Origin of the sequence: Enterobacter cloacae complex sp. ECNIH7 (assembly GCF_002208095.1) — a bacterium.
GTDB lineage: Bacteria > Pseudomonadota > Gammaproteobacteria > Enterobacterales > Enterobacteriaceae > Enterobacter > Enterobacter cloacae_M.
In genome coordinates this window covers 1,518,239-1,535,487 of record NZ_CP017990.1, presented here as the reverse complement: position 1 = coordinate 1,535,487, position 17,249 = coordinate 1,518,239, and the positions used below count along the sequence as shown (strand labels likewise).

General features: G+C 43.1%; 18 protein-coding genes and 1 pseudogene. 3 read left to right on the top strand and 16 right to left on the bottom strand.

Annotated elements, in window-relative coordinates; all coding sequences use genetic code 11:
• Positions 1-11: 11 nt before the first annotated feature.
• On the top strand, positions 12-1,220 hold the full coding sequence (locus WM95_RS07565; RefSeq protein ID WP_015386429.1) for an IS256 family transposase: 1,209 nt from the start codon (positions 12-14) through the stop codon (positions 1,218-1,220).
• On the opposite strand, the gene WM95_RS07560 is transcribed toward WM95_RS07565, so the two are convergent.
• From WM95_RS07560 to WM95_RS27140, 12 genes are all read right to left on the bottom strand, one after another.
• Positions 1,211-2,521, bottom strand: coding sequence for a terminase gpA endonuclease subunit (locus WM95_RS07560; protein WP_236901071.1), 1,311 nt, complete (start codon positions 2,519-2,521; stop codon positions 1,211-1,213). The genes WM95_RS07565 and WM95_RS07560 overlap by 10 nt on opposite strands.
• Positions 2,460-3,014, bottom strand: a complete 555-nt coding sequence (locus WM95_RS07555; protein WP_233422270.1) for a terminase small subunit — start codon at positions 3,012-3,014, stop codon at positions 2,460-2,462. Before WM95_RS07555 ends, WM95_RS07560 begins: the two co-directional genes overlap by 62 nt.
• A gap of 141 nt (positions 3,015-3,155) precedes the next feature.
• Positions 3,156-3,533, bottom strand: coding sequence for a hypothetical protein (locus tag WM95_RS07550; RefSeq protein ID WP_032668108.1), 378 nt, complete (start codon positions 3,531-3,533; stop codon positions 3,156-3,158).
• Positions 3,534-3,555: 22 nt separating this feature from the next.
• Entirely contained in the window at positions 3,556-4,251 is a 696-nt protein-coding gene (locus WM95_RS07545) for an EAL domain-containing protein (protein WP_023292990.1), read from the bottom strand.
• A 575-nt stretch (positions 4,252-4,826) separates the two neighbouring features.
• Positions 4,827-5,267 (bottom strand): hypothetical protein, encoded by a 441-nt coding sequence (locus WM95_RS07535; protein WP_032676819.1) that lies wholly within the window; start codon positions 5,265-5,267, stop codon positions 4,827-4,829.
• Positions 5,268-5,373: 106 nt separating this feature from the next.
• On the bottom strand, positions 5,374-5,667 hold the full coding sequence (locus WM95_RS07530) for a hypothetical protein (RefSeq protein ID WP_023292988.1): 294 nt from the start codon (positions 5,665-5,667) through the stop codon (positions 5,374-5,376).
• Positions 5,668-5,986: 319 nt separating this feature from the next.
• Positions 5,987-6,586: a hypothetical protein gene (locus WM95_RS07525; RefSeq protein WP_023292987.1), complete on the bottom strand. Its 600-nt coding sequence runs from the start codon at positions 6,584-6,586 to the stop codon at positions 5,987-5,989.
• 242 nt (positions 6,587-6,828) lie between these two features.
• Positions 6,829-7,515, bottom strand: coding sequence for an EAL domain-containing protein (locus WM95_RS07520; RefSeq protein WP_023310818.1), 687 nt, complete (start codon positions 7,513-7,515; stop codon positions 6,829-6,831).
• A gap of 852 nt (positions 7,516-8,367) precedes the next feature.
• Complete coding sequence (locus WM95_RS07515) at positions 8,368-8,838, bottom strand: hypothetical protein (protein WP_023310817.1); 471 nt, start codon at positions 8,836-8,838, stop codon at positions 8,368-8,370.
• 54 nt (positions 8,839-8,892) lie between these two features.
• The gene (locus tag WM95_RS07510) at positions 8,893-9,366 is read right to left on the bottom strand and encodes an HNH endonuclease signature motif containing protein (RefSeq protein ID WP_048619581.1); all 474 of its coding nucleotides are present in this window, start codon (positions 9,364-9,366) and stop codon (positions 8,893-8,895) included.
• Between the two features lie 78 nt (positions 9,367-9,444).
• Positions 9,445-9,618, bottom strand: coding sequence for a hypothetical protein (locus tag WM95_RS27390; protein WP_164085561.1), 174 nt, complete (start codon positions 9,616-9,618; stop codon positions 9,445-9,447).
• A gap of 1,379 nt (positions 9,619-10,997) precedes the next feature.
• The gene (locus tag WM95_RS27140) at positions 10,998-12,812 is read right to left on the bottom strand and encodes a recombinase family protein (protein WP_045357791.1); all 1,815 of its coding nucleotides are present in this window, start codon (positions 12,810-12,812) and stop codon (positions 10,998-11,000) included.
• Positions 12,813-12,843: 31 nt separating this feature from the next.
• Here WM95_RS27140 and WM95_RS07490 point away from each other — a divergent pair.
• Positions 12,844-13,461 (top strand): annotated as a pseudogene (locus WM95_RS07490) (pyridoxal phosphatase); the annotation flags it as partial.
• Here WM95_RS07490 and modC read toward each other — a convergent pair.
• From modC to WM95_RS07470, 4 genes are all read right to left on the bottom strand, one after another.
• Positions 13,462-14,520, bottom strand: a complete 1,059-nt coding sequence (gene modC / locus WM95_RS07485) for a molybdenum ABC transporter ATP-binding protein ModC (protein WP_063408987.1) — start codon at positions 14,518-14,520, stop codon at positions 13,462-13,464.
• Between the two features lie 2 nt (positions 14,521-14,522).
• On the bottom strand, positions 14,523-15,212 hold the full coding sequence (modB, locus tag WM95_RS07480) for a molybdate ABC transporter permease subunit (RefSeq protein WP_063408986.1): 690 nt from the start codon (positions 15,210-15,212) through the stop codon (positions 14,523-14,525).
• Positions 15,212-15,985, bottom strand: a complete 774-nt coding sequence (gene modA, locus WM95_RS07475) for a molybdate ABC transporter substrate-binding protein (RefSeq protein ID WP_023310812.1) — start codon at positions 15,983-15,985, stop codon at positions 15,212-15,214. Before modA ends, modB begins: the two co-directional genes overlap by 1 nt.
• Positions 15,986-16,163: 178 nt before the next feature.
• On the bottom strand, positions 16,164-16,313 hold the full coding sequence (locus tag WM95_RS07470) for an AcrZ family multidrug efflux pump-associated protein (RefSeq protein WP_023310811.1): 150 nt from the start codon (positions 16,311-16,313) through the stop codon (positions 16,164-16,166).
• Positions 16,314-16,440: 127 nt separating this feature from the next.
• Between WM95_RS07470 and modE the strand changes: the two genes are divergently transcribed.
• Positions 16,441-17,229, top strand: a complete 789-nt coding sequence (modE, locus tag WM95_RS07465) for a molybdenum-dependent transcriptional regulator (RefSeq protein ID WP_063408985.1) — start codon at positions 16,441-16,443, stop codon at positions 17,227-17,229.
• Positions 17,230-17,249 lie beyond the last annotated feature (20 nt).

Below are 17,249 nucleotides of genomic sequence, written 5' to 3'. Positions count from 1 at the left end.
CAGGTTAATTTATGGACGAAAAACAGTTGCAGGCTCTGGCTAACGAACTGGCCAAAAATCTCAAAACCCCTGACGATCTCAACCAGTTCGATCGCCTGCTGAAGAAAATCAGCGTTGAGGCGGCTCTCAACGCCGAAATGTCCCACCATCTGGGCTACGATAAAAATCAGCCCAAACTGGGGGCTAATTCCCGTAACGGCTATTCCACAAAGACCGTTACCACCGGCGATGGCCCTCTGGAACTACGTACCCCACGCGATCGTGATGGCTCCTTCGAACCCCAACTGGTGAAGAAAAACCAGACCCGCATTACCGGCATGGATAACCAGATTTTATCGTTGTATGCCAAAGGGATGACCACACGCGAGATCGCCGCCGCGTTCAAAGAGTTGTATGACGCGGATGTCTCACCCGCGCTGGTCTCAAAGGTCACCGATGCGGTCATGGAGCAGGTTGTCGAATGGCAAAATCGTCCGCTGGATGCAGTCTATCCCATTGTTTATCTTGACTGTATCGTCCTGAAAGTCCGACAGGATAGTCGTGTCATCAATAAATCAGTGTTCCTGGCGCTGGGCATTAATATCGAAGGCCAGAAAGAGTTGCTGGGGATGTGGCTGGCCGAAAATGAAGGGGCGAAGTTCTGGCTGAATGTGCTGACAGAATTGAAGAATCGTGGCCTGAACGATATCCTCATTGCCTGCGTTGACGGCCTGAAAGGTTTCCCGGACGCCATCAACGCGGTGTATCCGGAGGCCCGCATCCAGCTGTGCATCGTGCATATGGTGCGCAACAGCCTGCGGTTCGTCTCCTGGAAGGACTACAAAGCCGTCACCCGCGACCTGAAAGCGATTTACCAGGCACCGACGGAAGAAGCAGGCCAGCAGGCGCTGGAAGCGTTCGCCGCAGCCTGGGACAGCCGCTATCCGCAGATAAGCCGAAGCTGGCAGGCAAACTGGGCCAACCTGGCGACGTTCTTCGCTTACCCGGCAGACATCCGCAAAGTCATCTACACCACCAACGCCATAGAATCACTGAACAGCGTGATCCGGCATGCTATCAAAAAGCGTAAGGTGTTCCCGACGGACGACGCGGTGAAAAAGGTGGTGTGGCTGGCAATCCAGGCGGCCTCACAGAAATGGACGATGCCGCTGAGGGACTGGCGTATGGCAATGAGCCGCTTTATTATCGAGTTCGGTGACCGCCTGGACGGTCACTTCTGAGAAAAGGCATTTACACAGAATCGTGTACAGGGTCTTCGGAAATCTTGACGGCAAAACTGATCTAAATCCTTCCATGCCTGTGATTCGATTTTAGTACAATCATGTCCATAGAAAAATTCATGACCAAGTACATAAATGTTCTTTTCATCAAATCCTAAAATACTGGCCTCGCACCTATCTAATTGTTGATCGACGCTTATACAAATTCCGAGTGTTGATTCTGGTATTCTATGTATATTAAATTCATCTTCACGTAATGATTCCAATCGAAGTATATCTAGTTCTTTTGCGTATTCATCTTCATAGGGTAATCCCAATTCATTATTATAAAATGTTTGAAGATTGAAATTATAAAGAGCATCGGCAAACTTACTAACCATTTCTGAAATAGTATTCAATGGGGAATACATACGCGAAATCTGATAGCCAACTACACCCGGATCACCATCAGTACTAGTAGCTATCCATCGACCGTTATCGATCATTTGGTGGCGTGTATGCTCGTCTATCTCTTCCTGACAATGAGGACAAATTAAACGGGTAGTTGTACTGTCTGGTATTGCTCTACCATTCTCAAGTTGTTTGAATTCAAATGCTACTTGCTCCCATTCAAAAGTATATTCATGACCGCAAGTGTGAGTAACAAACCAACGGCGTTTATCAGAGAGGTTATATTCACTGTTAATTAGATCATCTTTATATAATGGTGTACTTGAAATAACAACCAGAGCATCATCACCGAAAGTACTAGTACGTGCTTCTGCTAGTTTTATTGGTGAACCTTCTTCTGTAATAGAAACATTACTCACCTCATCCAATAGAACTACACGACATGTAATACCGCGTAGGTTTCCTGGTGTATTGAGGTTTAGCCAGTACACAAAAGTACCGTTTATCATTTGTGTTTGCTTCGCGTTGTTCGCGGCGTTCTTATCATTCTTGTCTGTTACTAATGGGCTTAGTACTTCACTAGTTTCAATAGCTGGTAGAAATTTACCATCCTTGAATTTCTTCACTTCAGATTCAGAAGAACTACCAAAAGCAAAATTACATGGATCATTTGCCATTAGGTTAAATGCTATGGATTGTAAAACAGTGGTTTTTAAAAGCTGACTACATGACTGTAGAATGATCTTTTTAGTACTTCTATGTTGTGCTATATCCATTGGTTCACGTTGAAAGGAAAACGGAACCCAATCAAGCCCCATATTCGGCCCGTCAACAAACTTAACTACACCATTACTGATCCATTGGCTCGTTTTCTGTATCTTCGGTGGCTGTATCGTCGGCAGTACTTTCATCAGTACTTGCGTTAATTTCTTCTTGTTCGTTTCCATCTTCTAATATTTCTTCATCCGTGGGTAACTCAAATTCCATACTTCCTAGCTGGAATAAAGTACTATCAATATGTTGTTTTAATATATCTCGTAAATCTTTCGCGTCTGTCTGTGCGAATAACTCTAGGTATGTTTTACTAGGGATAGCTCTCATTGCTGTTTTAACTTGAAATAGGTATTCAGTTAGTACTTGTTCAAGATATTCAGTGCTAACTACCGTTCCATGTTTCACCTGTAATTCAAGTTCAGATAATGCCGCTTCTGCTTTTAGTTTACGTAGGCGTTCTTGATCTATTTGTTCGCGTGTATCGGTATTACGTAATGGTAGAATTACATTCTGTACTATCCATGCTCGTGTATCAGCTTCTTCAGTACCTTGACCAATTGGCATACCCTGTGCTTTCCATTCTCGTACTGTTGATTCGTTGTACCCGTACTGCTTCGCAAGCTGATTCATGCTAATGTTCTTATTCATCTGTATAACGTTTCGCCTCTTTATTATTTTTTCACATATATTTAAAACAAAGTGCGTCGAAATCTACGCGGTGTTTTAAGGTTCAAAGAGAACCTAAATGAAAAAGGTTCTCATATTGTCGAGTTATTTTTGTTCTCTGAATTGATTGATCAATAGAGCAATTCGATAGTTATCTATAGGTCTACTGTTCAGTGATTCATCTTGTATTAATTCCTGAGTCAAGCACTGGAGATAGTCGAGGTGTACACGCTCTGAGCCTTTGTAATTTTCTATTGTGTTCCAGTCATAAACCCATCTACCGATTGTGTAGCTGTGTTGGTGATTCACTGTGATGTATTTATAGCTGAGTACTAAACGGTGTTGGTTGATGAATAGCTTGTATGATTCATCAAACGTGATATGAGCGTTAATTAGCTTATCTGAACGGGAATACTCATAACCTGTATAAGTACCGTCTATGATGCTTGTAGAGCCTTGAGGGAAGTGTAATGTGATGTTCATAGGTATACCCCATAGTTATTGTCTATAGGGTATTTACTATGGTGTTAGATAAGGTTGTTATCTTGTCGAACGGTACTGAACGGTATAGATAGCCTTGAACCGCAGTTACTCCAGCATCGCGTAGTACTGGTAGCTCTTGCCGCTGCTCTACTCCCTCTACGATTACATAGGGGCAATAGTTCATGATGTTCTTCATCAGTACGTTGAATGTTGGTTTCTGTACTTCCTCACGGTAGAACGCCCTATCGATTTTTACCGCTTCATAGCATCCAGTAGTTAACGCCGCAACGTTAGCCCGACCGGAACCAAGATCATCAAGGAACAAGCGATAGCCTACGTTTAACATTGTTCGTAACACCGGATGATCTATACCCAATTCCAACCCTTCAAAGTCTTCTGAGATCTCCAACCTGACAAACTCCAGCTTATCCAGTAAGTGAGTTATACCACTGTCATATACACATAGCCGTGCCTGTAAGGTATCAACATTAACGGTACAGAAAAGCCGGTGATCCCTGAACCATGAAGCACGTAATTCTATGGCCTGTAGTTGTCGTGTGAGTAGTTCCCTCTTCCTTTCATTATCCATAGCCATGATGAAGTACTTACTGTTCAGTACAGGCAAGTCCTGGCAATGGAAACGGGTTAACAATTCACAACCAACCAGTTGGCCTGAAGTTGTCATGATCGGCTCTGCTATAAAGCTAGTTATTATCATCACATTGATCTCTTTAATCGATTTATACTCTATTATTGATCGCTCAAATCTATTAGTATAGAAACTATTCGCCTAAAGAAAATCATTTAACTTATTGAATATGATCGTTTTTATTGAATTTTTAGCGTTTCGTCTTGTTCTTCAGTATTACACTGTATAAATTTACAGTATCTAACGGTTAGTGGAGGGCTTAGAAATGGGCAATAAGAACGGTTACGATCCATCCATACGTAGAGGTGTTCATCAGTTCTCACACGCTGGGGTTTGGTTCACGGTCTGTTATCGGGGAAGTATTCTTGAACAATTCGAGTTGGTGATCGGGTGATATTTGAAGGTTCTGTAGGTGGGGTGTTCTGGCTGGGAACGGTTGAAAGGGATTGTTTTGTACTGATTAGCGAGACACCCTTTAACAAGGTGTTGGATGCTCTAGTTTATCTACATGCTGAACGCCGAGTGGTTGAACAACATGCTGATGATTGGTCCTGTGGGCAAGAAGAACTGCCATTCTAAAAAATGCCCCTACACATTGACGGCCCCATTGAGTAGGACAGTTCATGTTATTGGGGCATATTCAATTACTTAATAAGTATTGTGTAAAATCTTCTTGTTTGTACTACTGCGACAATAAAGCACCCAATAGCAAAGCATATTTTCATACCATCTTCTATTGGGTGTACATTTAATACATTTCTAATTATAAAGTTGAACACTGAAAGCGTTACAAACCAATACAGTAGGAAATACAAAAATGAAAACAGGCGGCAAAGTATATTGCTACTTTTAATATCAAAAATCTTTGCTGTCAGTTTTGTTAATGGTGAGAAAAGCATCGCGATAAAACCAGGTATTATAGTAATTAGAAATATCGCAACAAACATCAAAGGCACTTTTACATATTCATTGCCATTTGGACCAATTATAATAATCAAACCAGTGACAGCCGTGATCAGCCCACCAGTCAATAGTTCTTTCGTTCCCTCGAACATCTCAGAGATATTTTCAACAGTAATTTTCATTTTACCACTCTTCACTATAGGCAAGTTCTGAATGATAATATCATTTACAAATTGAAAAAGCCCTGTAGATTCACATCATAAAGGGCTTAGTACTGAAATTTTCAGATTACTTCGCTACTACCTGCCAGCGTCCACCAGGCTTTGTAATCTCATACTGGTATTGATCATCACACCATACATCTATACGGCCTGAGAAGTTCGCATTGCTAAACCTAGTGACTTTATCGCATGTGTAATCACGCTGGATAAGAGCCTGAGCGAAATCCTTAGCGTCCTGTAACTCTTGATTGGTGAGCTGGGTAGACGGTTCTTCGTGCTGTGCTTCATGCTTAACATCTCCACCTGAGATTTTGAAATACAAAGCGATGAGCACCAATAAAACTACAATAATTTTCCCCATTAGTAACCCTTGTGAACTATCTGGAATACAAGAGGTTGTTTCAACATCCTCTAAGTCACAATGGGTAGTATCGGCCTTATGTAGAATTTCTTTACTTACATGTAAACTGAAGGGGGAGTAACAGTACTGAGGGCTGTTGTATGGTAGCTTCACGCCACACCCACACCTTCAACAAACCTACCCATAGTGGGGGGCGTGAGGTTATGAGTGTACTTTAGGTATGATATAGAAGTAAAGCCATATAAGATTATCGATAAGTTTTTTTAAAGTTAATCCAAAAGCTCAATGCCCTTACCAAGTAGTAAAGGCATTGAGAAAATTAATAGCTAAGCTGTTTTATCTCTGTTGGTGAGATTGGATACTGATATTCAGGAATAATCATTCTACAAAACATATCAAATCTTGTAAGATGTTCCTTAACCTGGTCGATTGGAACGCCAATATTGCGTAATGAATTGATAAGAATATCATTGTCAAAGTCGGGTCTTCCATAATACGCACATTTATTATCAATGATGTGATTATAGAACTGTAGTACATCATTATAAGTTTGAATTTCAGTATCAGTTTTATAATCAAATGATTTTATTGACATGTTTCCATCAATGCTTTCAATGCTGACTCGTAAACTATCGAAATATAAAAAAGCACTACGGAATTCACTCTGAGGCATTTCTATATTTTGGTCTGTGATATGAATGAAACTCTCCGCTCTCAGCTCAAGTAGATTAGAAAAAAGATCACCCTTATCTATTGTTACTAAACCATCAGTACGTGTATAGACGCCATCCTCAAAATGATAATAGTAATATTTTTCATTATCAACTAACTTATAAAAACCAGTAATATCATCTTTCATGCGAAAGATTACACCATCCACTAATTCTATAGCAGAATAGTCACATTTATTATAATTCATTTTTCTTCCTTAACTAGGGTACGTAGAACATAATATAGTCTATATATGAAATGTCGGGATACACCTGTGGATTCGTTAGTAAAACCTCATGTGAACTAAGGATAGTCCGGGCTAACTGAGTAAAAGAATCATCGCTGCTTTCACTCAAGCGATATATCTCATATATACCATTATCAAGGGGCAGAATTTTATAGCACATAACGATTCTAGATATTAATTTGTCAGCCTTATATAGTCATATATTAGTCATAGCGAAGTGCCAGACTTTCAATATCGATTAATTTACAAGAGTTAAACAAGTAACCTTGTACACCCCATACCTCTAAACGTCTAGCTAGTTCAAGTTGTTCATCTGTCTCTACGCCCTCAAAGACGATTTTATTACATTTATTTTTATAGAGTATCAAACCTTTGAATGGCTGTTCTTTCTTGGCTTCCCGCCAGAAGTATTCACGATCAATCTTAATCAATTCATACTGAGAAGCATCAACCATGCTTATATCACAATATCCTGCTCCCAAATCATCCAGCCATACCTTACCAAATCTAGTACATAGTGCTTCTATTAGTTTAGTACGGGTGTGTAGTTCACATGTTGCTAGACTCTCTGAAATTTCAAGCCGCACATAATTCATACCCTTTAATAGGCAATCTTCTTCAGGTGTGCGATTGATACATTCAATCATATCCCTGTTAACATTAAGACTACACAACAGATTGTTCTTTGTGAAGAAATCATTTTTTTCTTTGATAGCAGTGACTTGCTCTCTGAGTAACAAACATCTTTCTTCATTGCTCATGCTCTGAATGACAGTATCCGGCGGGTAAAACTTACCATACTGATCTTGGAAGCGAGTTAATATTTCAACCCCTCTTAACCTCATTGAAACTGGGTCTACTAATGGCTCCACTATGAAAAACTGCTTCATATCAATCACTTCCCCGTCTTGAAGTATTGTAAGTAATCTAAATGAGAATAAGTTAATAAATTTTATTAGTTAGCGAGCTATACCTATAAACATACCTGTTATCTACATGTTTTCAAGGTTTCGAATGTAAATTGTGTACTTGTCTCCAATATCCGGTTTTCAGAGGGTTTAATATTTTATTTCAATCATTTACGTAAGTATCATCTTTCCTAATGATTTCTTAATGTTAATCGGTGCTAATAAAGTCACAAATAGACCATAAAGGTTATATGGGATTATCTGGTGATTCTACCTTTAGATGATCAGATAAGATATTAATTACTCGGATTATTGTACCTAACTCTTAGTTAACTAATGATTGTTGGAAGTATACTGCCTCATCATCTGATAAGTCCATAGTTCTGGTAGTACTGTACCAGTAGTAGATTAATTAATAGTAATGGCTTAAACAGCCCGATAACCCGACAAGGGCAAAGCCCGCGTAGTTACTCCAAAAGACGGCTGACCCCAAACAGTATAGGTTTTCACTTCCTTCAGTAGTCGATAGACAAAAACAAAAGACGTGGCGTTCTTCGAGTGACTAGCGAGAAAACGCAAGTTTACGATCTTATCTTTTTGGTTTTACAGAGACTAACGAGCAAAGCGAGTTAGGCTCTATGATACTGAATAGACAAGTAAGTCATTTACTTTAAAGTGTATATTATATTAAGTTACGGGAATCAATATGTGGTATGTAACCCATTGATTTAACTACTATATGTTGTGGCATCAACCGTATTTTACTCATAATAACCGTATTTTCGACGTATACAATACGGTTATAGTTACGGTTATTATTTACATATAAATCAATTACTTATTCATTGCTACTAGTCGTTCAATTAAGGTAATAAGATCCGCACCTTCATCTTTTAGCAGTTCAACTAGTGCTACATGTTCTTCTGTTACGGTTTTCTTTGGTTTGTATTGCTTCATTCTATTAAGGGATTTCCCTTCCTTTACTAGTACTTCAAACGCCTGTGATACTAGGGTTGCTATGCGTTTGTACTTTTCACGCGATGATTTACTATCTGGATAGTTTTGATTTTTATTCTGTCTGAATAGTTTTAGATGTTCAAATACCATAACTTCACTGAATTCAGGAGCATTCTTTACTATCGCAAATACATCTTCTTCCGGTACACGGTTTTTACCTAGAAAAGTACTTTCCTGGATTATTCCACGCATTACTTCTTTTGCTTCACTAGATAGTGAATTAAAGCTAATGAAACGTAGTTCATTCTGGATCATTTGATTATTGTGTATTGTTTCTTTTCTCGCCATTATAATTCCCCCTTAATATGGGGCTGTCACTCCTACATGATAGCCCCTAAGTTATTATGCTTGTTTGATAATTCTTGTGTAACTATGTCGTGTAGTATTTCGGTTCCATAGTTGATTGAAGTAGGATGTAATCCCAATGTATGAGTACTTTCCAGTATTCCACGCATCAATAATTTGTACTTTCTCTTCTTCGGTGAATCTATTCCAGCTACGTTTATTTTTCGCTTTTGCCATATTCTCTTTTTGTGTAATCCATTGTAGGTTATCCACGTGATTGTTTAGAGGATTACCATCAATATGATCAACAACTAATTTCAATGATTCATCACGTTCAATAAAAGTTTCTGCGATTAGTCGATGAACTTCTACAGTTCTACTATCACCACCTTTGACAGATAGTGTTACTTTGTAGTACCCATTAGATTTTGAAGGGGTTAGCTTTAGTAGTGTTTCTGTCTTAGTATTGAATACATCACCTTCATTACTTACTACATAATATTCATATTTCGTTTCTTTCCATATTTTCATATATAACTTCCATATTACCCGCGTTACTTCCTGTAATCGCGTTTCTACTTATTGTGTGGTTAGTAGACAACCAATTAATTACTTACTGTTTAGTACAATGTACTGATCAATTAAGTAACCTACAGCAGAAGATAGAGTACCTTTTGATACCTTACCTTCATCAATCAATTTTTTTAGTACTTCAACCTGTGAATTAGATAAACGTGCGGTTATTACGTTATCTTTTCTATCCTTAGATTTATTATTCTTCATTTAATTAACTCATGTGATTTGTATACGTATACGTTATTTATCCCAAGCAAAAAAGATAGCCCTTTTAGGGGGCTATACTTTAGCAATATAGGAGAATTATAATGTTACCATCTATTTAGTCTCTGATGGCTGGAGAAATGGAATTATGCTTCGCAGTTCGGCTAGGTGAACATTTTCGATCACTCAGAAAGCCACATCAATATTATAGGACATTTTTTGCGTCTGTCCCAAATATTTTATAGATACCTACATTATACCGTGAAAAAATCACCCGTTCCAAAATTCTTAGGACTTTTTCTTTCGTAATTTATCAGTACTTTTATTTATGTGTTGTCTTACGTGACGTTCTACAAATGGTATCTTTAGTGGAAGTGCTAGTACTGTGAGAATCATAAACATCAATACTAGTATTGTGTAGATTGGGAAAAGAAAGATTTCAATTAATGGCTTTAGCATGTATACGCCTCCTGTATTGTATACATTTATTTATATAAAGAGGCGTAATCATGTGAGTTATTGTAATAGAAGTACTGATATGAACATACCAGGTTGGAACATTTCAATACTATAGCCCCTGAATCTTTTCAGGGGCTATAAGAAGGTAATGTACCTTCAACCGTCGGCAAACGGTAGAGGCGGCAACCTCTACCTTTCACCAACAGGAGTTTTGGCTTGATTGGTATTATATCAAATAGAAGGTTTTTTCACCAAGAAAAATCTCACATCGCCTAATATCAGTCACCCTCACGAATCACTTAACGCAAATCTTTGCTGTGACGCGTTTTGAGAGGCTCTATTACAAACCCACACCAACGCATTACCATATACGAAAAAGCCCCGCATACGAACGTACACGAGGCCAAAATTAAACTTAAAACGTAAAATCTTGTTTTTAAAATAATCAAATACTTATCGGAAAGTTAGATAGTCTGCCTTGCGATTTATGATGGCTTGACTATTCAACGTTATAAATAGTTAGCTTTACTAGTGTTGTTCAAACATAAATACACCCTGCTAATACCATCAAATACTAGCAGGGCAAAAAAATGTATCGTATTTCGCTTACGTCCCATGACAACTATCATCAAAGTACTGCTAACTACTCAACTGATACTACATTATTATTATTGTCAATTTAACTATAGACTACTTTCAAGTGCATCACTATGTACTTTGGAAGTAACGTTAGATTTATCACAAAAATACATGTAACGATTGTTAGTTACATTTTTAAAAGAGAAATACTATCATTACTCAACTTTGTATTTTTCAAAAAATCTTCACGGCTGAAGCAAGATTCTAAAATCGCATTTTTGATGGCTCTGCTGACGTTACAAGTCAATTAAGAGGTTTCTTTCGTTTTATGTTTAGGATACTCGTTACTTAGTGAATAAGAAACTCATATTGTTTCGCATCCAAACACCTACGGCATCACATCGATCTACAGCATCTACATAGTTCAGCAATAGCGAATAATCAATGATTGTAAGATCTTCTTTAGTCTGCTGAAAACGGATCTCACCATCTTTAACACTAATTACGAAAGATGGTGTGTAATAGAATTTAGCACCATCAACATTTTCAATGATCACCTCACTGATTAACTTTTGTTCTTTCTTCTTATTCTCTATAAAAAGGACATGCCTTTTCAGCTCGTTCTGCTTGTAGATAATGTCAATTGTGTAAAAATTGCCGTTACGCTTTAGACGAATATTAGAAACAATCTTGTTAAGTTCATTCTCATAACGTGTGCGTATGTCGACGTTATTCACATTATATAATTCAGTAACGTTAACATCCTGTAGTACTGGTAAATCTACTTGTACTGTAGCTAATGAAGCCTGACGTGCTAATAACTGTTCTAATTCTAACTTGGCATCATCCAATTCTTCCCGCATTTCAAAAGAGACAGCTTTACCAGCACTTTTACGCCGTTCAATACCATTTTCATAGTTAGTGATCTGATCCTTAACTTGATCAATTTGAATACGTATCACTTCAATTTCAGGATTGAATTCTTGTTCTTTAATCACAGTGTTTAGATCCATGCCTAATAAATGCTCTACTACAAAACGCTCTACTGTTTCATAGGTCATAGCTTTATTTTCGCAAAGTCCATCACGTTCATTGAGGCAACGAATGTATCTATATTCCTCGATTTTTGGATCGCCTTTCTTTGGTGTACGTTTAGCACGAACCACATTATGATACATTGGCCCGCCGCATTCAGTACAACGAGCGATACCACTAAACAAATTACTTTTAATCAGTACTTCTTCCTGTCCGTCTTTCTTCACGGTAACACGTCCAGCATTAGGACGACGAGACTTTAGCAATTCCTGTACTAATTCAAATTCTTCTTCATTAATCACTACAGGGTACACGTCCATATCGTACTTTTTCTGAGTTACTGGATTTTCAATATCATCATGGTTACGGATGATTTCTGAAATGAAAATCTTACCAGTTACACGGCGATTAGTAAGAATCTTATGAACAAGTTCACCAGTCCACGGACGATTAAATTTATATTGCTCACCTTCTTTCGTTTGAAGTTGTTTAGCAATCGTGGGGCATCCCATGCCAGTTTGATAAAGAGCAAATATCTCTTTAACTACTGCCGCTTTATGATTAAGCACATACTTATCATTTTCTACTTCGATCCATTGAGGACGTTTATTAGTTACTATAGTACCTTTGTTGAATGCTTGTTCGCGTTTCTTCGCCCACCCTTTACGAATACGATCACTTTTATACTTAGATTCATCATATGCCCGTTGAGCATTCATCATTACAAAAGGTAGATCTTTAGAATTACTACGGCTGATAACTATGTTAGCCATTACATCATGAATAGCTACGTTATGTGCCATTAGAGCATTGATGTAACCCATCACATCAAACGGGTTCTGGCGGCTAAAGCGGTCTATAGATTCCACTACCAATATAGAACTATCCCACATACCATTACGTACTTGTTCCATCCATGCCCCTAACTCACCCTCAGAGATGTTTAAACCCTTAAAGGCTGAGACACCTTGATCCGATAGTACTACTGGGGCTGGATCATCCATTTCCGCACAAATGCCAGTACGCTCTAAGTAGCCTTCTAATAGTTCAGCTTGGCGTGCGATACCTGACCCGTCGAGCTGCTGATCCGAGCTAACACGATGATACACAAATACTTTTTTCATGTTAAACCTTCTAATTTTTGTTTGTATAAGCATAACACATTTGTATGATTATCAGGCAAAAAAGGTTTTAGAATCCGACCCGCTGCCGGTTCCCCAGGCGCTGCAGCTGATCGATCTGCTGGATGAGCATGCCGTTCACGGCCTGATGTATGTGGATAACGCAATGGTCTACGAGCGCCCTACCGGCCACGTGGTGCGCACCAGCAACTGGGCGTTGTCCCTGCCTGAAGCGCAGCGTCCGGTCTTTACCCAGGTTTCCTCCCTGCGTCAGGCCGCCCAGGACGTTGAGGCAATCTGGAAATTCGCCCTGACCGATGAAGACACCACCAAACTGAATACCTTCGCAAAACACGTGGAACAAACGCTGGGTCTGGAGTGCGAATGGTCCTGGCATGACCAGGTGGACATTGCCCGCAAAGGCAACAGCAAAGGCAAGCGCCTGACGCAGTATGTAGAATCTCAGGGCGGGTCGATGCGTGACGTGATCGCCTTCGGCGACAACTACAACGACATCAGCATGCTGGAAGCCGCCGGTACCGGCGTGGCGATGGGCAATGCCGACGACGCGGTGAAAGCCCGCGCCAACGTGGTGATTGGTGACAACACCACCGACAGCATCGCACAGTACATTTACACCCACCTGCTGTAATCAGGCGGTGATCGAGACGCTCTTAATTTGCGCGTAAAGCCACAGGCCGGGTTTGATCCCTAACTCATCCCTCGCCCACGGGCTGATGCGCGCCCAGAGCGTCCTGCTGCCGACTTCAAGCTTCACTTCCACCTGCCCGTTATCATCAAAACACTCCGCGACTTTGGCGCGCAGAATATTTCGAATACTGGTTTGCAGCGGCGGCTGCAGCACCAGCGAGACGTCCGACGCCTGGATGCGAATTCTCAGCGCGGACTGTAGCGGTTTGTCGATCTTATTGACCCAAAGATGCTGGTCGCCCAGCGCCAGGGCGGTCATCGCGTAGTGCGGATGGTGTTCCAGAACGCTCACTTTAAGAATGCTGCTCTGCTGTTCCCTGGGTAACCACGGGTGCATTACGCTGCTGCCCCACACCTCTTCCAGGTTGCCGAACGCCTTCACGCTGCCCTCTTCCAGCACCAGCACCCTGTCGGCGAGATGCAGGATCTCATCCAGCGAATGACTAACGTAGAGCATCGGAATATTAATTTCCCGGGTCAGGCGCTGTAGATAAGGCAGAAGTTCCCGTTTACGCGGAATATCGAGCGAGGCCAGCGGTTCGTCGAGCAGCAGCAGCTCGGGGGCGGTCAGCAACGCGCGGCCAATGGCCACGCGCTGTTTTTCTCCGCCGGAGAGCGACGATGGCAGCCTGTCGAGCAGAGGCTCAATGCCTAAAAGCGTCACCAGCTTATCAAACTGTCCGGCCATGCTTTTCGCCATGCCGTAACGCAGGTTGCCGCGCACGCTATAGTGCGGGAATAAGCGCGCGTCCTGGAAAACATAGCCAATGCGGCGTTTATCCGGCGTGAGATAAACCTTGTTTTCCACGTCGTTTAAGACGCGGTTATTCAATACAATCCGTCCTGACTGCGGCCGCGTCAGACCACTGATAGCATTTATCAGCGACGTTTTTCCCGCTCCCGAGACGCCGAAGATGGCAGTGATACCGCTTGCCGGCAGCGTATCGTTAAGCGTCAGGGTATGGTTTCCCAGCGTCTGGGTGAAATGGAGTTCCAGCATGCTTATTTCCCCATCCGCTGACGGCTGAGCCGCGCCAGCCATTCAGACACCATTAGCGATGCCAGCGCCAGCACAATTGAAATAATACACAGCCGCGCCGCCGCGCCTTCACCGCCCGGCGTTTGAATCAGAGTATACATTGCCGACGGGATGGTTCGCGTCTCGCCGGGGATGTTCGACACAAACGTGATGGTCGCGCCAAACTCGCCCAGCGAGCGGGCGAAGGCCAGCACCGTCCCGACAATAATGCCCGGTAGCGTAAGCGGGAGCGTGATGGTGAAAAAGACGCGCCAGCGCCCTGCGCCCAGCGTGCGGGCCGCCTGTTCGAGCTTCATGTCCACGCCTTCCAGCGCGAGGCGGATCGCCCTCACCATCAGCGGGAATGACATCACCGCCGCCGCCAGTACCGCACCGTGCCAGCTAAACGCAAACGTCAGCCCAAACCAGTCGTAGAGCTTCTCGCCGATAAAACCGCGTCGCCCCATCGAAATCAGCAGCAGGTAACCGACCACCACGGGCGGCAAAACGAGCGGAAGATGCAGCACGCTGTCGAGCAGCGTTTTGCCGGGAAACTGACAGCGAACCAGTAGCCAGGCAAAGAAGATCCCAAAGGGCAAGCTCAGCGCAACCGCCAGGGAAGAGACTTTAAGGCTCAGCAGAACAGCCTGCCATTCAGGATCGGTCAATATCATCAGTGAGTCGTAAATCCATAGCGTTTAAAGATTGCGGACGCCTCCGGCCCTTTAAGGTAATCGCGGAAGGCCGTCACGGCCGCATTTTTATGTCCATCAACAATCGCAACAGGATATTCCACTTTCTTATGGGAGTCTTCCGGGAACGTTGCCACCACTTTCACACCCTTACTGGCAACGGCATCAGAGCCATACACAATGCCCAGCGGAGCTTCATTGCGCTCTACCAGCGCCAGCGCGCCGCGCACATCTTCCGCCGGGGCCAGCTTCGGTGACAATGTCTCCCATGCACCCAGCTTTTGCAGCGCTTCTTTGGCATAAATCCCGGCCGGAACGTGCTCCGGGTCGCCCACCGCCAGACGGCCACCGTTCAGCAGTCTCGTCCAGTTGGTCTGTTTGTTGATGGTGAAGTCTGCCTGCACGCTGGCTTTTGGCGCCACGACAACCAGGCTATTGCCCAGCAGCGTTTCGCGGGTTGTCGCATCAATCGCTTTTTTCTCCGCCGCGTAATCCATCCACTTCTGGTCAGCCGAGATGAACAGATCCGCCGGTGCGCCCGCTTCTATCTGGCGCGCCAGCGTAGAGGAAGAGGCAAACGAGGAGACCACCTCGACGTTTTTCTCTTTTTTATACGCCGCCGCGATGTCCTGCAGCGCGTTGGTCAGCGACGCCGCCGCAAAGACCGTAATTTTACCTTCGTCCGCCAGCGCGTGTCCGGTAAGTGAAAGCGTCAGCGTTGCCCCTGCGAAAAGGCGTACCCATGAACGTGCCATTTGTAACTCCTGTGAGTAGCGTTATATACATATTAATATAACGGTAACGTCAGGGAGATCCCAGCGTTTAATCGTACCGCTGAAGGGGTAAATCGGGGTGATGCGTTAAATAATATCGGCGTAGACGGGAAAATCTTGAGAGCAAAACGCCCGGACTCGCCGGGCGTTTTGTAGGGAATCAATGCTGCTTTTTAGCCTGGTCTTTGTGACCAATGTTCGAAAAGACGTTGAACACTTCACCCAGGCCGTAGATGGCACCGAGGATGATGGCCATCACTACTGGTACCATGATCACGGCGAATACCAGACTTTTCAACAACTCTAACATGGTTTTCTCCAGATATTGTGAATAGCTCATTCTACCTTTTCAAGTGAGAAAAACATCCCCTTTTGTGCGGTACCCTTTGCGCCCTGCACCATTTAGGCCACAATACTCTTTTTGCCAGGACACTGTTATGCAGGCCGAAATTCTTCTCACACTCCGACTTCAGCAAAAGCTTTTCGCCGATCCGCGACGTATCGCCCTGCTTAAACAAATAGAACAAACGGGCTCGATTAGCCAGGGGGCGAAAAACGCGGGCATCAGCTACAAAAGTGCCTGGGACGCCATCAACGAAATGAACACCCTGAGCGAACACCCGCTGGTGGACAGAGCCACGGGCGGCAAAGGCGGCGGCGGTGCGATCGTGACGCGCTATGGCCAGCGCCTTATTCAGCTTTACGATCTGCTGGCCCAGATCCAGCAAAAGGCGTTCGATGTGTTGAGCGACGACGATAACGTTCCGCTGGACAGTCTGCTGGCCGCCATTTCCCGCTTCTCGCTACAAACCAGCGCCCGCAACCAGTGGTTTGGAACGGTGACGGCGCGCGACAATCTCCAGGTACAGCAGCATATTGAGATCCTGCTTGCCGATGGCACCACTCGTCTGAAGGCCGCCATAACGGCGCAAAGCGCGGAACGTCTTGAGCTGGATGAAGGTAAAGAGGTGCTGGTTCTGCTGAAAGCGCCGTGGGTCAATATTACGCGCGATCCCGACGCCGCAAAGGCGGCCGATAACCAGCTCCAGGGCGCAATTAGCCATATCAAACGCGGCCAGGCGCAGTGCGAAGTGCTAATGACCCTGGCAGATGGGCAGCCGCTTTGCGCGACCATACCGCTCAGCGAGTCGGACGGTTTAGAAGAAGGTGCTGCCGTCACCGCGTATTTCAACGCGGACCGGGTGATTATCGCCACTTTGTGCTGAGCGCATTGACAATCGTACCG

Bases quoted from the DNA above. Each gene is read 5' to 3' on its own strand.
- WM95_RS07565 (WP_015386429.1), top strand. From the start codon at position 12: ATGGACGAAAAACAGTTGCAGGCTCTGGCTAACGAACTGGCCAAAAAT.
- WM95_RS07560 (WP_236901071.1), bottom strand. From the start codon at position 2,521: ATGAAAGTACTGCCGACGATACAGCCACCGAAGATACAGAAAACGAGC.
- WM95_RS07555 (WP_233422270.1), bottom strand. From the start codon at position 3,014: ATGAATCAGCTTGCGAAGCAGTACGGGTACAACGAATCAACAGTACGA.
- WM95_RS07550 (WP_032668108.1), bottom strand. From the start codon at position 3,533: ATGAACATCACATTACACTTCCCTCAAGGCTCTACAAGCATCATAGAC.
- WM95_RS07545 (WP_023292990.1), bottom strand. From the start codon at position 4,251: ATGATAATAACTAGCTTTATAGCAGAGCCGATCATGACAACTTCAGGC.
- WM95_RS07535 (WP_032676819.1), bottom strand. From the start codon at position 5,267: ATGAAAATTACTGTTGAAAATATCTCTGAGATGTTCGAGGGAACGAAA.
- WM95_RS07530 (WP_023292988.1), bottom strand. From the start codon at position 5,667: ATGGGGAAAATTATTGTAGTTTTATTGGTGCTCATCGCTTTGTATTTC.
- WM95_RS07525 (WP_023292987.1), bottom strand. From the start codon at position 6,586: ATGAATTATAATAAATGTGACTATTCTGCTATAGAATTAGTGGATGGT.
- WM95_RS07520 (WP_023310818.1), bottom strand. From the start codon at position 7,515: ATGAAGCAGTTTTTCATAGTGGAGCCATTAGTAGACCCAGTTTCAATG.
- WM95_RS07515 (WP_023310817.1), bottom strand. From the start codon at position 8,838: ATGGCGAGAAAAGAAACAATACACAATAATCAAATGATCCAGAATGAA.
- WM95_RS07510 (WP_048619581.1), bottom strand. From the start codon at position 9,366: ATGAAAATATGGAAAGAAACGAAATATGAATATTATGTAGTAAGTAAT.
- WM95_RS27390 (WP_164085561.1), bottom strand. From the start codon at position 9,618: ATGAAGAATAATAAATCTAAGGATAGAAAAGATAACGTAATAACCGCA.
- WM95_RS27140 (WP_045357791.1), bottom strand. From the start codon at position 12,812: ATGAAAAAAGTATTTGTGTATCATCGTGTTAGCTCGGATCAGCAGCTC.
- modC (WP_063408987.1), bottom strand. From the start codon at position 14,520: ATGCTGGAACTCCATTTCACCCAGACGCTGGGAAACCATACCCTGACG.
- modB (WP_063408986.1), bottom strand. From the start codon at position 15,212: ATGATATTGACCGATCCTGAATGGCAGGCTGTTCTGCTGAGCCTTAAA.
- modA (WP_023310812.1), bottom strand. From the start codon at position 15,985: ATGGCACGTTCATGGGTACGCCTTTTCGCAGGGGCAACGCTGACGCTT.
- WM95_RS07470 (WP_023310811.1), bottom strand. From the start codon at position 16,313: ATGTTAGAGTTGTTGAAAAGTCTGGTATTCGCCGTGATCATGGTACCA.
- modE (WP_063408985.1), top strand. From the start codon at position 16,441: ATGCAGGCCGAAATTCTTCTCACACTCCGACTTCAGCAAAAGCTTTTC.